We start from the raw sequence: 16560 nt of genomic DNA, 5'->3' as shown, positions 1-16560 counted from the left end.
TGTGCAGAATTGACCATGAGGATGTCAGTGAAGGATGCAGGCATGACACTCGACACGCAAGCGATCGACCGCCGCGAGGCGTTCCTGCACGAGTTGCTGCACAGCGCCGGCGCGCTGGCCCGGCAGGGTTTCGCGCGCCAGGCCGGCCAGCCCATCGGCATGAAGGGCCCGCAGGACTACCTGACCGAGACCGACGGCCTGGTCGAGGCCCATATCCGCGCCCGCATCAATGAGACCTTCCCCGAAGACGGCTTTCTGGGCGAAGAGACCGGCTGCCAGCCCGGCGCCACCGCCTGGGTGGTCGATCCGATCGACGGCACGGCGAATTTCGCCCGCTCGATCCCGCATTTCTGCATCTCGATCGCCTTTCTCGCCAATGACCGGGTGCAACTGGGCGCCATCGCCAATCCGGTGCTGTCCGAACTGCATTCCGCCCGGCTCGGGCGCGGCGCATGGCGCAACGGCCAGCCGATCCGCGTCTCGCAGACCGCCGAGATCGCCGCCACCTCCTTCGAGATGGGCTGGTCCAACCGCCGCCCGACCCCGGACTATCTGGCCGCGGTCAAGGCGCTGATCGAGGCCGGCAGCAATGTGCGGCGCGGCGCCTGCGGCGCGCTCGGCCTCGCCTATGTCGCCGACGGCCGCAGCGAGGGCTATGCCGAGCTGCACATGAACGCCTGGGACTGCCTCGCCGGGCTCTTGCTGGTGCGAGAGGCCGGCGGCGTCACCGGCCCGTTCCTGTCGCTGGGCGGGCTCTTGCACGGGGCGCCGGTGCTGGCGGCCAATCCCCATGTCGCGGGGCTCCTGTCGCGCGCCACCGGCATCGCGCTGCTCGAGGGGCCCGACCTTCTGCCGCATGGCGATGGCCGCATGCTGAGGACGGCATGACCCCGCGCCACGACCGCCCCGCGATCAGCCCGATCTATGAAGACCTGCCAGGCTATGGCGTCGATCTTTACGTCGGCGGTCGCCAGGGCGCCTCGGACGTGGCGCTGCTGCGCCGGCACGGCATCACCACGGTGCTGAACTGCGCCGTCAACCTGGACTTCAACTATGTCGCCGCCCCCGACGAGGTCTCGCATGACAGCGGCGTGGGTTACGGCCCGGGGCTGATCCGCTATTACAAGCTGGGCATCGTCGACGGGCCGGGCAACCCCGACACGATGATGCTGGCAGGCTATTACCAGCTGCGCGGCGCGCTGGATCAGGTGATGCCGGAAAAGCCCAGCTACCCGCGGCGCGAACGCGGCAACCTGCTGGTGAACTGCCGCGCCGGGCGCTCGCGCTCGGTGGTGCTGGCGGCGCTGTTCTTGCATCTGCACCTGCCCGGGCAGTTCCCGCGCCTTGGCGACGCCATCGACCATGTGCGCATCCGCCGCCAGCTCATGCCCGACGAATGGCACGAGACCCCCAAGCCCATGCTGATCGCCGCGGCCGAACGCAGCGCCGCCTGGGTGCGCCTGATCGAGGCCGAACGCGGGCGCCCGGGGTGACGCGCATCGCCGTCATCGCCGATCCGCATGTGCATGACTGCGGCTGGCAGCCGGCGGGCTCGGGGCTTGCGGGCGCGATCCGCAGCTATGGCGACACCGCGGCCTCGACGCGGGTGTTCAACGAAAGCCTGCCCGCATTCCGCGCCGCGCTGGAACGCGCCCTGGCCGAGGGGGCGCGCCTCGTGCTGCTGGTCGGCGATCTGACCGACGACGGCCAGGCGCCGAACATCGACGCGGCGCTGGCGCTGATCGCGCATTACCGCCAGCGCCACGGGCTGCGCGTGCTGGCGGTGCCGGGCAACCACGACTTCTACGCCCTCGCCGGTCGGCCGCAGGACAAGACCTTCCTGCACCCCGACGGCACGCCGGTGCTTTTGCGCAGCGCCGCCTGCCCTGAGGCCGCGACCCTGGGGACCCCTGAGGCGCTGCGGCGCATGCAGATGCTGGGCTATCTGCCCGAGCCGGGCGATCTGCACTGGGAAACCCCCTTCGGCCGCGACCCGGACTGGCAGGCGCGCCACTACCGCGTCACCAGCCCGGACGGGGGCAGCCATTGCCGGATGATCGACGCCTCATACCTGGTCGAGCCGGTGCCCGGGCTCTGGGTGCTGGCCATCGACAGCAATGTCTGCGTGCCGCGCGACGGCGCGCGCGACCTGGCCGACCCCGACAGTTTCCACGACCCGACCGGGGCGGGCTGGGCGGCGGTGCTCGGCCACCGCGCACATCTGCTGCCCTGGATGCGCGACGTGGCGGCACGCGCCCGCGCCGGCGGCAAGCGGCTCCTGGCGTTTTCGCATTACCCCGCGCTCGACGTGCTGGCCGGCACCGGCGGCGCCGAGCTGCGCCTTCTGGGCCCCACCGGACTGGCGCGCCGCACCCCCCCGCCCGAGGTGGCCGAGGCTTTTGCCGCCACCGGCGTGGCGCTGCATCTCTCCGGGCATCTGCATGTGAACGACACGGCACGCCACGGCCGGGCCGGACAGGGTTTCGTCAATGTCTCGGTGCCCTCGCCGGTGGGCTTCTGCCCGGCGATGAAACTCATCGAACCGGACGGCCCGCGCCTGCGCATCCGCACCCTGCGCCTCGAGCGCGTGCCCGGCCACGACCTCGCCTTCGCCGCCTATCGCGCCGAGGCCGCCCGCGCCGGCCAGCCCGTGCCGCCGGCGGCCCGGGCCCGCGACCACGGGGAATTTCTCGACCGCCATCTCGTCGGGCTGGTGCACGACCGCTATGTGGCGCGCGAATGGCCGCGCGGGATGGCGGATCTGCTGCAGCACGGGCGCAGCGGCGACCTGCCGGCGATTCTGGGCTGCGCCCTGCCCGCGGCGCCCGATTTCGCGCTGTGGCGGCTGGCCGAGGACTGGTATCGCCTGCGCAAGGGCGGCGGCCTGGCGCTGCGCCATGTCGCACCCGAAAGGCTCGATTTCTACCGCAGGCTCGGCACCGCACCCCGGGGCGACGCGCCGATGGCGGGGATGCTCGCCATCCTCGGCGCCTATCTGGCGCGGCTGCCGAACCTCGATTTCACCCTCGACCTGCGCGACCTCTCGCTCAGCGGCCACTGAGCGCGCCGCGGACGGTGCCGCGCCAGACCAGCTGCGCCGGAAAGCGCATCTCCACCGGCTCGCCGTCGTCACGCCCGACCATCGCCGCGATGTGATCGGCAATCTCGGCGATGGGCTGGCGAAAGGTGGTCAGGTCATAGCCCAGCCAGCCGGCCGCGGCGATGTCGTCAAAACCCAGCACGCTCAGATCCGCGGGCACGCGCAGGCCCAGCTCGATGCGCGCCGCATCCAGAAAGCCAAGCGCCAGCAGATCGGTGACGCAGAACACCCCCTCGGGCCGCCCCTGCCCCGTCAGCAGTTGGCGCGCGCTGTCGGCGCCGGCGACATAGCCGGTGGCACCGGCGCGGCTGACCGCGATCGAAAGCCCGGCGGCCTGCGCCGCGGCGACGAAGGCGCGCTCGCGGGTGACGATGGCCGGCGTGCCGGCGGTCGAGCTGACCACCGCCAGCCGCCGGCAGCCCGCCCGCGCCAACAGCGCGCATGCCTCGGCGGCGGCGGCCTCGTTGTCGATGCGGATGAACTGCGGCCCGGCGATCGGGTCGTCGCGGTTGATCAGGATGACCCGCTGGCCGTTCTCGATGCAGGTCTCGACCAGCGACAGCGGCGGCGCCCCCGAAACCACCACCGTGGCCTCGGCGCGATAGTTCAGCGTCTGGCGCAGCGCCGCCTCGACATTGGCCGGCTGGCCGGCGGTGTTCAGCACCATCACCACCTTGCCCTGTTCCTGCAGCCGCCGCGTCACCGCCTCGACGAAACCGGCCTGGAAGGGCGCCTGCAATTCCGCCACGATCAGGCAGACGATGCCCGAGCGGTGATGGATCAGCCCGCGCGCGAGATGGTTGACGTGATAGCCCAGCGTCTCGGCGGCGGCCAGCACCCGGGCACGGGTCTCCGGTGCGACGCTGGCGCCGGGGGTGAAGGTGCGCGACACCGCCGAGCGCGAGACGCCGGCCAGTTCCGCCACCTTGCGGGCGCTGACCGAGGCCTTCCTGGGTCGGACCGTCCTTGCCACGCGCACCTCACGCCCGGATCACTTGCGACCATTCTTCGCCCGGCCTGCGCCAAAGACAAGCGCAATGCCCCCCTGCCCTCATGGCGCCAGCACCTGCACGCGCTGCACATTCGCATCGGTACGGCGCACGGCGACGCGCAGCCGTTCCAGCAGATGCGTCTGCACATAGGTGGCGTGAAAGCGCGTCGGCGCGAACAGCGTCAGGCAGCCGCCGGCGCTGCCGCCATCGGAAAGCGGCGCGAACCATGCATCGTGCAGCGCCCGGTCCTCGGCCACGAGCCGCGCCCGCGTCTCGGCCCAAAGCCCCTGCCCCGCCGGCACGTCCGCCCGGTGCAAGGGCACGACATTGCTTGCGGGCACCGCCGCCGGCCCGTCGAGGCGCGCCACGAAATCCGTGCCGATGTTGTCCCATTCCGGCCGGGTGTCCAGCATGATGCGTTCAAGATCCAGCCGCAGCACCGAAACGCGGCCGCGTGCCCCCTGCAGCTTGACCCCGACCCAGCCAAGTGCGCGCATCCTTGCCATGTCGCGCTTCACCGTGCGCTCGTCGACGCACCACAGCCGCGCGATCTCGCGCTGGCCCACGGTCAGCTCGTCGCGCTGCCAGTTGTAGCGGCTGGTGATCAGCGCCATCAGCCGCAGCACCAGCCGCTGCCGATGCTTGTCCCCGGCAAGGGCATGCGCCATCATCGCCGAAAGGATGTCATATTTCTTCGCCGCGGCTTCTCGGCCGACGGCACGGATCACCTGCATCACCGCTCCTGCGCGCCGGCTTTCCGGCTGCCTGTCCTGCTCGCTGCTCGGGCCGCGTCCCGGGGGACCGACCCGGATGGTCGCGACGGTCTCTGCCGTCTCAAACGCTTTTCGCCATCCTTGCACCATTTGCGTCCTGTCGCCCGATTCTGTCAAGCACCTCGCTGCACCCGACCCCCAGCGAACGGAATAGCCGAAAGAAAAACGGTATCAATGGTATGGCGGGTCACGCAGCGCGTCCCCCAATCGCCCGGGGATGTCCCCCGTTGCAGGCAATCCGCGCCATGATTGTCCCACAATCTGCGCTTGCCCGTGCGGCTCGCGCGGGGCCTGCGCTGATTCCCCGCTCCGGGCGATTCGGCTGCAGCGCCTTGGAAATCCGGGGATTCCGCCCTTGGCTGTTCTCATGTAAAACGGGTTTTGCCTTATGTGCAAATCCGGCGTAAAAACGAGACGGCAGAAAATCAACGTCCAAAGAGATACAGGCAAGACATGTACACCCATCAAGACCTCGCGCGGCTGCAGGCGCAGTCGCTGAAGATGCAGGGCTGGATCCGGCGCCAGACCTTCAGCCCGGCCAATGAAAAGACCCTGCGCCGCTTTTCCAGCTGGGAGGTGGCAGAGCTGATCTTCCGCATCAACCAGTCGACCTTCCGCGGCAAGCTGGCGGCCGAACCGAACCTTCCCCTCGGGGAAGTCGAGGAGGACGGGCGGCAGCGCTGGTTCTCGCTCGAAGAGATCAACGAGCTGCGCCGACGGGTGCGCATCAACCGCAAGACGCTGATGCCCTTCCGGCCCGAGGGCAAGCGCGCCTTCCGCGCCGCGGTGGCGAATTTCAAGGGCGGTGCCGGCAAGTCCACCGTGGCGCTGCATTTCGCCCATGCGGCGGCGCTGGACGGCTATCGGGTGCTGGTTGTGGACTTCGACCCGCAGGCGACGCTCTCGCACAGCATGGGCCTGACCGATGTGGGCGAGGATCACACCGTCTGGGGCATCATGGCGCGCGATCTCGAGCGCGAGACCGACCGGATGAACAGCGCGACCTCGGGCGCCGAGAGCGGCACTACCCTGCCCCGGCGCAAGCTGCCGGCCTCGATCCGCGACATGGGCCTTGGCACGCTGCGGCCGGCCGATTTCATCAAGCCGACCGCCTGGCCGACCATCGACATCATCCCGAGCTGCGCCAACGCGGCCTTCGTCGAGTTCGCCAGTGCGCAATACCGCCACCTGAACCCGGAATGGACCTTCTTCGGCGCGGTGTCGCGCTTTCTCGACAGCCTGGCCGACGATGCCTATGACCTGATGCTGTTCGACTGCCCGCCGGCGATCGGCTATCAGTCGATGAACGCGGTCTTTGCCGCCGACATGCTTTATATCCCCTCGGGGCCCGGCTACTGGGAATACGATTCGACCACCAGCTTCATCGGCCAGCTCTCGGAGGCGCTGGAGGATCTGTCGCATGGCTTCGAGAACTTCCCCACGGGGAAGATCCGCCTGCCCAAGGCCTTTGCCGACATCCGCTTCCTGATGACGCGCTATGAGCCCTCGAACGAATTGCACCAGGCGATGTTCGGCGCCTTCCGCCAGGTCTTTGGCGAGAACATGGCCGAGCATCCGATCGAGCTGACCCGCGCCGTCGAGCAGTCGGGGCGTTTTCTGAGCTCGATCTACGAGATCGATTATCGCGAGATGACCCGCGGCACCTGGCGGCGGGCACGCGCGACCTTCGATCAGGCCTATGAGGAGTTCAGGTCCCATGTCGTCAACGCCTGGGGCAAACTGGAGGACGTGGCATGAGCCGCAAGCGCCGCATGTTCGAGATAGAGATGCCGGACGAGCCGGCTGTCGAAAGCTTCCCCGTGGGGAAGCCGGAGCCCGGGCCTGATCCTGAGCCGCGTCGCGGGCCGATGGCCACCGCCATCGCCGAGACCGCGGAATCGAGCCGCGACCGCGCCCGGCTGGAGGCCGAGATCCGCGCCGAGAACGATGCGCTGGCCCGAGAGCATGTGCGGCTGAAGCGCGCCGGGCTGATCACCGACCTGATCGCGCTGGACGCGATCGACACCCGCAAGCTGATCCGCGACCGCGCGCCGGGACCGGATTACGAGCTGGCGGAACTGGTCGAGTCGATCCGCGAGATCGGGCTCTCGAACCCGATCCGGGTCGAGCCGGCGGGCGAGGGCCGCTATGAGCTGATCCAGGGCTGGCGCCGGTTGACCGCCTATCGCCAGCTGCTGGCGGAGACCGGCGACACTGACGCCTGGGGCCGCATTCCCGCCGGCATCGCGGCGCGCGGCGACGAGTTGCAGCAGCTTTACCGGCGCATGGTCGACGAGAATCTGGTGCGCAAGGACATTTCGTTCGCCGAGATGGCGCAGCTGGCGCTGCATTACGCCATGGACCCGCTGACCGAAGAGCATGATCCCGAGAAGGCGGTGGCGATCCTGTTCAAGTCGGCGGGCTATCAGAAGCGCAGCTATATCCGCAACTTCATCCGCCTGGTTGAGGCCCTGGGAGAGACGCTGCTCTATGCCTCGGAGATTCCGCGCGCCCTGGGTCTGGCGCTGGCGCAGCGGCTGGACGAGGTGCCGGGCACGGCGGCGGCGATCCGGGCCGAGCTGAAGGACTGGGACACGCGGTCCGTCAGGGACGAGCTGGAGATCCTGCGCCGTTATGCCGGGCAGGGCGGCGACGGCGAGGCGACTGAACCGGCGGCGAAACCGCGCGCGCCGACCGTCCCCGCGGGGAAGGCGCGGATCAGTTTCCAGATCCAGCGCCCGCAGGGCAGCGCCAAGTGCACCGCCGCCAATGGCCGGTTGGAGATCCGGCTGCCGCGCGACTTTTCGGCCGTGGACCGGCGCAAGCTGGAAGCGGCGGTGCGCGCCATGCTGGAGAGCCTCGACTAGCTTCCCCGCGGGGAAGGGCGCATGGCTTGACGGCAGGGGCCGCTGGTAATACTGACGGTATTACCGCAGGGAGGGTCGGGATGCGCATCACCAGCAAGGGGCAGGTCACCATACCGCAGGATATCCGCGACCATGCGGGCTTTCAGCCGGGGACCGAGGTCGAGTTTGTCCTCGGCGAGGATGGCCATGTGCGCGTCATCGCCGCCGCGGCGGCGCGCGCCGCGCGGGCGCAGCGGCTGGACCGGGCGCTGGCCGGACTGTCGGGCAGCGCCGATGCCGGGCTGAGCACCGACGAGATCATGGCGCTGACCCGCGCATGAGGCCGATGCTGGTCGATGCCGATGTGCTGATCGACATTGCCACCCGCGATCCGCGCTGGTGCGACTGGTCGCTGGCGGCGCTGCGCCGGGCGGGGCAGGGGGCGCGGCTGGTCATCAACCCGCTGATCCATGCCGAGGTTTCGCTGGCCTATCGGCGCATCGAGGCGCTGCAGGCGGCGCTGCCCGAGGGGGTGTTTCACCGCGAGCCGCTGCCCTGGGCTGCGGGATTTCTGGCCGGCAAGGCCTTTCTGAACCATTGCCGGCGCGCCGGTGACAGGCGCCCGTCCTGGCCGGATCTCCACATCGGCGCCCATGCCGCCCTGCGCGGCTATCGGCTGCTGACGCGCGAGCGCGGGCGCTATGCCGACTGGTTTCCGCGGCTGGAGATCATCGCGCCGGACCAGGGTCTTGGTGATCCGCATTAAGGTGATATGCTGCGGACAAGAGGTGTCAGACCGTGGGTGGGAACAGGGTGGCGGCAGAGTATCGCGACGGCGCGGACCGGGCACATCCGGATGCCGCGGCCTGGCTTGCGGCGCAATCGGGGCTGGCGCTGGAACTCGCGCAGGCGGCGCAGGCGCTGGGGCGGCTTGACGAGGCCATTGCCGCGCTGGAGCCCGCGGCCCGCGCCGGCGCCCTCCGCCGCCTGGCCTTGTCCGAAATCGAGGCCATGCTTTGGGCCCAGGGTGTCCCCCTGCGGCGCGAGGAGGTCGGGCGCGACCTGATGGAGGCGCGGGCCGGCGCCGATCTGGAGGCGATGCGGCTGGCGCGCTGGGGCATCCGGAGGCTGGAGGGGCAGGGCGACCCGGGCCGGCTGCGCGGCTTTCTGGGCCTGCATCACACGGAACTGCCGGGTCTGGACGAGAGCCTGTCGCCGCGCCCGACCGGGGCCGACTTCGACGCGGCGGCGGCGGAATTTGCCGCGGGTCATGCGCTGCTGGCGGGTCTGGCGCCGCTGGCCCGCGCCCCGGCGGCGCGCAGCCTGTGGCGCAGGGCCGGGCTTTCGCCGCCCGAGCGGCTGACCGAGTCGGCGGTCTGGACGGCGCGCGACATGGCCCTGGGCTGCGACGCGCTGTGTTTTGTGCCCATGGGCCGGCACGGGCGCGCGGTCTGGGTCGATGGCGGCCCGCCCGGCGAGCGGCTGCGCCGGCATCTGGCGGCGGCGCGGGCGGGGCTGGTCGAGGCGCGGCAGGAACTGGCGCGGCTGGATGCCTGGCGGGTGCGGGCGATGGCGGCGGCGGCGCGCATCAAGGGTGACAATGCCGCGCGGGCGATCGCGGCCCTGGCGGCGCAGCCGCTGCTGAGCGCCGCGATGCTGCAGGCCGAGACCGGCATCAGCCGCGACACCGCCGAGCGGATGCTGGCGCGGCTGCGCGCGCTTGGCCTGGTGCGCGAGATCACCGGCGGCCGGCGCTTTCGCCTGTGGGTGGCGGCGCTTTAGCCCGGGTCGGGGCGGCGGCGGTCTGGTGCCGCCAGGCGGCGGGCGAGAGGCCGGTCAGCTTGCGGAAGGCGCGGTGGAAGGCGCTGGGTTCGGCATAGCCGAGGCGGGCGGCGATCTCGGCCACGCTGAGGCGGCTGTCGCGCAGCAGATCGCGGGCGCGCATCAGCCGGATCTCGGCGCGCAGGGCGGCGTAGCCCTGGCCCTCGGCGCGCAGGCGGCGGCGCAGCGTGGCGGGCGACAGGCGCAGCTCGGCGGCGAGGGCGTCGAAATCGGGCCAGTCCTCGGACGGCAGCGCGCGCAGGCGCCTGCGGATGCGTGCCGAGATGCCCTGGTCGTGGCGATAGCCCAGCAAGATATTGGCCGGCGCCGCGCGCAGGAAGGCCTGCAGCGCGCCTTCGCTGCGGATGGTGGGCAGGCGCAGGTGGCTGGCGGCAAAGCCGAGCCGGCTGGCCGGCTGGTCGAAATGCACCGGCGCGCCGAAGAACTGCAGATAGTCGCGGCGGTCCTGCGGCGCCGGACCGGCGAAATCGACGCCGGTCAGCGGGATGCGACGGCCCACGAGCCAGCACAGCACCCCGAGCAGCACCAGCCAGTAGGTGCGATGCGCGAAGGCGCGGCGCGGCCGGTCGCGGTCGATGAGCACGATCTCGGCCCGGCCGTCCTGAAGGTGCAATTCGCCGCGCGGATCGTCGAGCACCACCGCCAGAAAGCGCAGCGCCCGGCGCAGGGCGCGTTCCAGCGTGCCGGCGTTGAGCACCGCCTGGCACATCAGCTGGAAGCTGCCCGGACGCATCGGGCGCGCCGCCTCGTCGAAGAATTCGTCCTGGATCGCGGCGCTGATCGACAGCCAGAGCCGGCCGTATTGCAGGTTCGAGACCGGCCCCGTCAGCGCCGGGTCGATGCCGGCGGCGACGAGCAGCGGGCGCGGGTCGATGCCGCGCCGGTGCAGGCAGTCGAGCGCGTCCTCGACAAAGCCGGGCGAGATCATGCGCCGTTCCATCCGCCCCCGCCATGACATGGCATTTCCGATCAGTCATTCTGCTCGCGAATGGCATTGTTTGCAATGTGGGCGGCACTATCCTTGGGCCGCATCCGAGGGGGCGCCGGGCGCCGATCCTTCGTGGGAGGGGAACACATGTCAGAGAAGTCCGTCACCCGGGCGCGGCCCAGCCATGCCGCGGCCGTCGCGCAATTCAGTATCGAGGAGGCGCTCGCCAGGTTGCAGGGCGATCTGGACGGCGGGCTGAACGCCTGCGTCGAATGCTGCGACCGCCATTGCGGCGCGGGCCGCGTGGCGCTGCGCTGCCTGTCGGCGGAGGGCGATCTGCGCGAATACACGTTCGAGGAGCTGCGCGATCTGTCCGCCCGCGCCGCCAATCTGTTTCAGGGGCTGGGTGTGCGGCCCGGCGACGTGGTGGCCGGGCTCTTGCCGCGCCGGGTGGAACTGGTCGCGGTGATCCTGGGCGCCTGGCGCCTGGGGGCGGTCTATCAGCCGCTGTTCACCGCCTTCGGGCCGAAGTCGATCGAGCACCGGCTGGCGACCAGTCAGGCGCGGCTGGTGGTGACGAACAGCGCCAATCGCGGCAAGCTGGACGAGGTGGCGGATTGCCCGCAGGTCGCGGTGGTCTGTGCCGAAGGGGCGCAGCCGGCGGCGGGTGACATCGATCTTGCCGCCGGCATGGCCGCCGCGCCCGCCGAGTTCGCGCCGGTCATGCGGGGGGGCGGGGATCTGTTCATGATGATGTCCACCTCGGGCACCACCGGCCTGCCCAAGGGCGTGCCGGTGCCCCTGCGCGCGCTTTTGTCCTTTGGCGCCTATATGCGCGATGCAGTGGATCTGCGGGACGGCGACGTGTTCTGGAACATCGCCGATCCGGGCTGGGCCTACGGGCTTTACTATGCGGTCTGCGGGCCCCTGCTGCTGGGGCAGGCGACGATCCTTGCCGAGGGCGGCTTTTCCGCCGAGGCGACCTATGACACCGTTGCGCGGCTGGGGGTGACCAGCCTTGCCGGCTCTCCCACCGCCTTCCGGCTGCTGATCGCCGCCGGGCCCGAGGCGGCGGCGGCGGTCAAGGGCCGGCTGCGCGTTGTCAGCTCGGCCGGCGAGCCGCTGAACCCCGAGGTGATCCGCTGGTTCGCCGAACATCTGGCGGCGCCGATCCACGACCATTACGGCCAGACCGAGCTGGGCATGTGCGTGAACAACCACCACGGGCTGGAGCATCCGGTGCGCCCGGGCTCGGCGGGGCTGGCGATGCCGGGCTACCGGGTGGCGGTGCTGGACGACGCGGGGCGCGAGCTGGGGCCGAACCAGCCCGGCGTGCTGGCCATCGACATCACGAAATCGCCGCTCTTGTGGTTTACCGGCTATCTGAACCAGGACACGCCGGCGATCGCGGGCGGTTACTATCGCACCGGCGACAGCGTCGAGTTCGAGCCCGACGGCTCGATCAGCTTTGTCGGGCGGGCGGATGATGTCATCACCTCGTCAGGCTATCGCATCGGGCCGTTCGATGTGGAAAGCGCGCTGCTGGAGCATCCCTCGGTGATCGAGGCTGCCGTGGTGGGCGTGCCCGACCCGGAGCGCACCGAGATCGTCAAGGCTTTCGTCGTGCTGGCAAAAGGCTTTGACGGCAGCGATGCGCTGGCGGATGAATTGCAGCAGCATGTCAGGAAGCGCCTGTCAGCCCATGCCTATCCGCGCGCCATCGAATTCGCCGCGGACCTGCCCAAGACCCCAAGCGGCAAGATCCAGCGTTTCATGCTGCGCAAGGCCGAAATCGCCAGACTGGCCCAGAAGTAAGGAAAGATCATGCGAATCGAGAACTGCACCTTTCTGATCACCGGCGCCGGCTCGGGCCTGGGGGCGGCGGTGGCGCGCATGGCGGTGGCTGCGGGCGCGCGCGCCGTGCTGCTGGATGTGAACACCGAGGCCGGTGAGGCCATGGCGGCGGAACTGGGCGCGGCGGCGCGCTTTGTCCGGACCGACGTGACCAGCGCCGAGGAGGGTGCGGCGGCGGTTGCCGCGGCGCTGGCGGCCTTTGGCCGCGTCGATGTGGCGGTGAACTGCGCCGGCATCGCCCCGGGCGAGAAGATCGTCGGCCGCGAGGGCCCGCACCGGCTGGAGAGTTTCGCCCGCGCCGTGCAGATCAACCTGATCGGCACCTTCAACATGCTGCGGCTGGCGGCGGACGCCATGGCAAAGAACGCGCCCGGCCCGGGCGGCGAGCGGGGCGTGATCGTCAATACCGCGTCCATCGCGGCTTTTGACGGCCAGATCGGGCAGGCGGCCTATGCGGCCTCCAAGGGCGGCGTTGCGGCGCTGACCCTGCCGGCGGCGCGGGAACTGGCGCGGCACGGCATCCGCGTCCTCTGCATCGCGCCGGGCATCTTTGGCACGCCGATGATGGCCGGCCTGCCGCAAGAGGTGCAGGACAGCCTGGGCGGCACCGTGCCCTTTCCCCCGCGCCTGGGGGATCCGGCGGAATTCGCCGCGCTGGTGCGCCATATCGCCGAGAACCACTATCTGAATGGCGAGACCATCCGCCTTGACGGCGCGCTGCGCATGGCACCGAAGTGAGGGAGTTGAGCATGGACAAGGATCCGATCGTCATCACCGGAAGCGCCCGCACCCCCATGGGCGGCTTTCAGGGCGATTTCGCGGGTGTCGAGGCGGCTGTGCTGGGCGCCACCGCCATTCGCGTCGCGCTGGCCGGGCTTGACCCCGAGGCGGTGCAGGAAGTCATCATGGGCTGCGTGCTGCCGGCGGGGCAGGGGCAGGCGCCGGCGCGTCAGGCGGCGCTTGCCGCCGGCCTGCCGCTGGGCGCGGGGGCCACGACGGTGAACAAGATGTGCGGCTCGGGGATGAAGGCCGCGATGCTGGGCCATGACCTGATCCTGGCCGGCTCGGCCGATGTCGTGGTCGCCGGCGGCATGGAGAGCATGTCGAATGCGCCCTATCTTTTGCCGAAAGCCCGCTCCGGCTATCGCATGGGGCACGGGCAGGTCATGGACCACATGTTCCTGGACGGGCTGGAGGACGCCTATGACAAGGGCCGGCTGATGGGCACATTCGCCGAAGAATGTGCGCAAAGCTATCAGTTCACGCGCGAGGAGCAGGACGCATTCGCCATTGCCTCGTTGACGCGGGCGCAGAAGGCCATCGCAGAGGGCTGGTTCGCGGGCGAGATCGCGCCGGTGACCGTCAGGACCCGGGGCGGCGAGACGGTCGTCAGCATCGACGAGCAGCCGGGCAAGGCGCGGCTGGACAAGATCCCGACCCTGAAGCCGGCGTTTCGCAAGGACGGCACGGTGACAGCAGCGAACTCGTCCTCGATCTCGGACGGGGCGGCGGCGCTGGTCTTGATGCGCGCCTCGGAGGCCGAGCGGCGCGGGTTGGTGGCGCGGGCGCGCATCATCGGGCATGCGACATTCGCCGACAAGCCGGCGGCGTTTCCGACCGCGCCCATCGGCTCGATCCGCCGACTGCTGGAGCGCACGGGCACGGCGCTTGGCGATTATGATCTGTTCGAGGTGAACGAGGCCTTCGCTGTCGTCGCCATGGCGGCGATGCGCGACCTTGGCCTGCCGCATGCGGCGGTGAACATCCACGGCGGCGCCTGTGCGCTTGGCCATCCGATCGGGGCATCCGGTGCACGGGTGCTGGTGACGCTGCTGGCGGCGCTGGAGACGCATGGGGGCCGGCGCGGTATCGCGTCGCTGTGCATCGGCGGCGGCGAGGCGACCGCGGTTGCCATCGAGAGGATGGATTGATGCTGAACGAGGAGCAGGAGCAGATCCGCGAGGCGGCGCGCGATTTCGCGCAAGGGCGCCTCGCCCCCGGCGCAGCGGTGCGCGACCGCGACCATGCATTCCCGCGCGCCGAACTGGCCGAGATGGGCGAGCTGGGCTTTCTGGGCATGCTGGTCCCCGAGGCGCATGGCGGATCGGAAACCGGCATGCTGGCCTATGCCTTGGCGCTGGAGGAGATCGCCGCCGCCGACGGGGCGTGTTCCACCATCATGTCGGTGCACAGTTCCGTGGGCTGCGTGCCGATCCTGAAATTCGGCAGCGATGCGCAGAAGGCGCGCTTTCTGCCGAAGATGGCGGCGGGCGAATGGATCGGCGGCTTTGCCCTGACCGAGCCGCAGGCCGGCTCGGACGCCTCGGCGCTGAAGACCCGCGCCCGGCGCGAGGGCGACCATTACATTATCGACGGCGCCAAGCAGTTCATCACCTCGGGCAAGAACGGCAATGTGGTGATCGTATTCGCCGTCACCGATCCGGCGGCGGGCAAGAAGGGCATCTCGGCCTTCATCGTGCCCACGGATACGCCCGGCTATGAGGTGGTCTCGGTCGAACACAAGCTGGGGCAGCATGCCTCCGACACCTGCGCGCTGGCGTTTTCAGCCATGCGCGTGCCGGTCGAGAACCGGCTGGGCGCAGAGGGCGAGGGCTACCGCATCGCGCTGTCGAACCTGGAGGGCGGGCGCATCGGCATCGCCGCGCAGGCCGTGGGCATGGCGCGCGGCGCCTATCAGGCGGCGCTGGCCTATGCGAAGGAGCGCATCACCTTTGGCCGCCCGATCATCGAGCATCAGGCGGTGGCGTTCAAACTGGCCGACATGGCGACGCAGATCGACGCGGCGCGGCTGATGGTCTGGCGCGCCGCCATGCTGCGCGAGGCGGGCAAGCCCTGCCTGTCCGAGGCCTCGATGGCCAAGCTGTTCGCATCCGAGATGGCCGAGAGGGTCTGCTCGGCCGCCATCCAGATCCATGGCGGCTATGGCTATCTGGCCGATTACCCGGTCGAGCGCATCTATCGCGATGTGCGCGTCTGCCAGATCTATGAGGGCACGAGCGAGGTGCAGCGCCTTGTCATCGCCCGCGGGCTGTAAGGGAGAGAGACATGCCGAAACTGATCGAGATTTCCCGCGAGGGCCGGGTGGCGCTGATCCGCCTGAACCGGCCCGAGGCGCTGAATGCGCTGAACTCGGCCCTGGCCGAGGAGCTGACCGCGGCGGCGCTGGCACTGGACGCCGACCCGGGCGTGGGCGCCATCGTCATCACCGGCTCGGATCGGGCCTTTGCCGCCGGAGCCGACATCTCGGAAATGGTGGACAAGAGTGCCGAGGAGATGGTCGAGGCGGATTTCTTTGCCATCTGGGACCGCTTTGCGGCCACGCGCACGCCCAAGATCGCGGCGGTGAACGGCTATGCCCTGGGCGGCGGCTGCGAACTGGTGATGATGTGCGATTTCGCCATCGCAGGCGAAGGCGCGAAGTTCGGCCAGCCCGAGGTGAAGCTGGGCGTCATCGCCGGCATGGGCGGCACGCAGCGCATGACGAAGCTGATCGGGCGCGCGCTGTCGATGGACCTGCATCTGACCGGGCGCATGATGGACGCCGCCGAGGCGCTGCGCGCCGGCCTGATCGCGCGGGTGGTGCCCGATGCGCAGGTGGTCGAGACGGCGATGGCGGCGGCCCGGACCATCGCCGGCTATTCGCGCCCGGCGGTGCGGCTGGCGCGCGAGGCGGTGATGCGGGCAGAGGAACTTTCGCTCGCCGAGGGCGTCGCCTGGGAGCGGCGGCTGTTTCATCGCCTGTTCGGCACCGAGGGTCAGCGCGAGGGCATGCGCGCCTTCCTCGAAAAGCGCAAGCCCGAGTTCCACAAGGGCTGAGCCGGCGCTTCTTTCTTGTCGACATATCCCGGGGGACGCCGCTGCGGCCCCATCGAGGGGCCGCAGCGGCGGGGGGCAGAGCCCCCGGTTGCCGGCGCCCCTCGTTTCATTCCGGATCCCCGCCGACGCCCGGGCATACGCGACGGCTGCGCCTGCGGGACCGGTTCCAGGTCGCGATTCCCCTTTTGCCGAGTGCGATTCTGACGCGGTGTGGTCGAAACCCGCCTGATCGAGTCGCGATTCTCTTTGGTGAGATGCGTGTGCGAGGCAGCCGACCTCTCATCTTGTGAAAAAGCGCACGGGCCCCGCCAATTATTTTGTGTTTTATCAGGATGTTGTGTGATTTTGGTTTTTTATTGTTTTTTATGGGTTGCGGTGTTTTGTGTTG

Annotated in this window: 16 protein-coding genes; 13 read left to right on the top strand and 3 right to left on the bottom strand. The window is 70.0% G+C overall.

Annotation, left to right across the window (positions count from 1 at the left end):
- Positions 1 to 42: 42 nt before the first annotated feature.
- The 3 genes from WMK75_RS01005 to WMK75_RS00995 are packed head-to-tail and all read left to right on the top strand — an operon-like array spanning position 43 to position 3061.
- On the top strand, positions 43 to 888 hold the full coding sequence (locus tag WMK75_RS01005; protein WP_347265792.1) for an inositol monophosphatase: 846 nt from the start codon (positions 43 to 45) through the stop codon (positions 886 to 888).
- Positions 885 to 1493 carry a dual specificity protein phosphatase gene (locus tag WMK75_RS01000; RefSeq protein WP_347265791.1) on the top strand — a complete coding sequence of 203 codons (609 nt, stop codon included), beginning with the start codon at positions 885 to 887 and terminating at the stop codon, positions 1491 to 1493. Before WMK75_RS01005 ends, WMK75_RS01000 begins: the two co-directional genes overlap by 4 nt.
- Positions 1490 to 3061, top strand: a complete 1572-nt coding sequence (locus WMK75_RS00995; protein WP_347265790.1) for a metallophosphoesterase — start codon at positions 1490 to 1492, stop codon at positions 3059 to 3061. The genes WMK75_RS01000 and WMK75_RS00995 overlap by 4 nt, the downstream gene beginning before the upstream one ends.
- On the opposite strand, the gene WMK75_RS00990 is transcribed toward WMK75_RS00995, so the two are convergent.
- The gene (locus tag WMK75_RS00990; RefSeq protein WP_347265789.1) at positions 3048 to 4073 is read right to left on the bottom strand and encodes a substrate-binding domain-containing protein; all 1026 of its coding nucleotides are present in this window, start codon (positions 4071 to 4073) and stop codon (positions 3048 to 3050) included. The genes WMK75_RS00995 and WMK75_RS00990 overlap by 14 nt on opposite strands.
- A 78-nt stretch (positions 4074 to 4151) precedes the next feature.
- Entirely contained in the window at positions 4152 to 4826 is a 675-nt protein-coding gene (locus tag WMK75_RS00985) for a hypothetical protein (protein WP_347265788.1), read from the bottom strand.
- 492 nt (positions 4827 to 5318) lie between these two features.
- Here WMK75_RS00985 and WMK75_RS00980 point away from each other — a divergent pair, with 492 nt between their 5' ends.
- The 5 genes from WMK75_RS00980 (at position 5319) to WMK75_RS00960 (ending at position 9493) form a co-directional block, all read left to right on the top strand.
- Entirely contained in the window at positions 5319 to 6623 is a 1305-nt protein-coding gene (locus tag WMK75_RS00980) for an AAA family ATPase (RefSeq protein WP_347265787.1), read from the top strand.
- Positions 6620 to 7732 carry a ParB N-terminal domain-containing protein gene (locus WMK75_RS00975; protein ID WP_347265786.1) on the top strand — a complete coding sequence of 371 codons (1113 nt, stop codon included), beginning with the start codon at positions 6620 to 6622 and terminating at the stop codon, positions 7730 to 7732. Before WMK75_RS00980 ends, WMK75_RS00975 begins: the two co-directional genes overlap by 4 nt.
- An 80-nt stretch (positions 7733 to 7812) precedes the next feature.
- Positions 7813 to 8052 (top strand): AbrB/MazE/SpoVT family DNA-binding domain-containing protein, encoded by a 240-nt coding sequence (locus WMK75_RS00970; RefSeq protein WP_347265785.1) that lies wholly within the window; start codon positions 7813 to 7815, stop codon positions 8050 to 8052.
- Positions 8049 to 8477 (top strand): PIN domain-containing protein, encoded by a 429-nt coding sequence (locus WMK75_RS00965; RefSeq protein WP_347265784.1) that lies wholly within the window; start codon positions 8049 to 8051, stop codon positions 8475 to 8477. Before WMK75_RS00970 ends, WMK75_RS00965 begins: the two co-directional genes overlap by 4 nt.
- Before the next feature lie 32 nt (positions 8478 to 8509).
- Entirely contained in the window at positions 8510 to 9493 is a 984-nt protein-coding gene (locus WMK75_RS00960) for a hypothetical protein (protein WP_347265783.1), read from the top strand.
- On the opposite strand, the gene WMK75_RS00955 is transcribed toward WMK75_RS00960, so the two are convergent.
- Positions 9450 to 10493: an AraC family transcriptional regulator gene (locus tag WMK75_RS00955; protein ID WP_347265782.1), complete on the bottom strand. Its 1044-nt coding sequence runs from the start codon at positions 10491 to 10493 to the stop codon at positions 9450 to 9452. The two genes, WMK75_RS00960 and WMK75_RS00955, sit on opposite strands and share 44 nt — an antisense overlap.
- A 135-nt stretch (positions 10494 to 10628) precedes the next feature.
- On the opposite strand from WMK75_RS00955, the gene WMK75_RS00950 reads away from it, so the two are divergent.
- Genes WMK75_RS00950 through WMK75_RS00930 form a run of 5 tightly spaced genes read left to right on the top strand, consistent with a single transcriptional unit; the run spans position 10629 to position 16172 of the window.
- On the top strand, positions 10629 to 12296 hold the full coding sequence (locus tag WMK75_RS00950) for an acyl-CoA synthetase (protein ID WP_347265781.1): 1668 nt from the start codon (positions 10629 to 10631) through the stop codon (positions 12294 to 12296).
- Between the two features lie 9 nt (positions 12297 to 12305).
- On the top strand, positions 12306 to 13073 hold the full coding sequence (locus WMK75_RS00945; RefSeq protein ID WP_347265780.1) for an SDR family NAD(P)-dependent oxidoreductase: 768 nt from the start codon (positions 12306 to 12308) through the stop codon (positions 13071 to 13073).
- An 11-nt stretch (positions 13074 to 13084) separates the two neighbouring features.
- Entirely contained in the window at positions 13085 to 14266 is a 1182-nt protein-coding gene (locus WMK75_RS00940; protein ID WP_347265779.1) for an acetyl-CoA C-acyltransferase, read from the top strand.
- Positions 14263 to 15390 (top strand): acyl-CoA dehydrogenase family protein, encoded by a 1128-nt coding sequence (locus WMK75_RS00935; RefSeq protein WP_347265778.1) that lies wholly within the window; start codon positions 14263 to 14265, stop codon positions 15388 to 15390. Before WMK75_RS00940 ends, WMK75_RS00935 begins: the two co-directional genes overlap by 4 nt.
- A gap of 11 nt (positions 15391 to 15401) precedes the next feature.
- On the top strand, positions 15402 to 16172 hold the full coding sequence (locus WMK75_RS00930) for an enoyl-CoA hydratase-related protein (protein WP_347265777.1): 771 nt from the start codon (positions 15402 to 15404) through the stop codon (positions 16170 to 16172).
- Positions 16173 to 16560: the final 388 nt, after the last annotated feature.

Origin of the sequence: Paracoccus sp. (in: a-proteobacteria) (genome assembly GCF_039808215.1) — a bacterium.
Taxonomy (GTDB): Bacteria; Pseudomonadota; Alphaproteobacteria; order Rhodobacterales; family Rhodobacteraceae; genus Paracoccus.
This window is presented reverse-complemented; position numbering and strand designations above follow the sequence as displayed.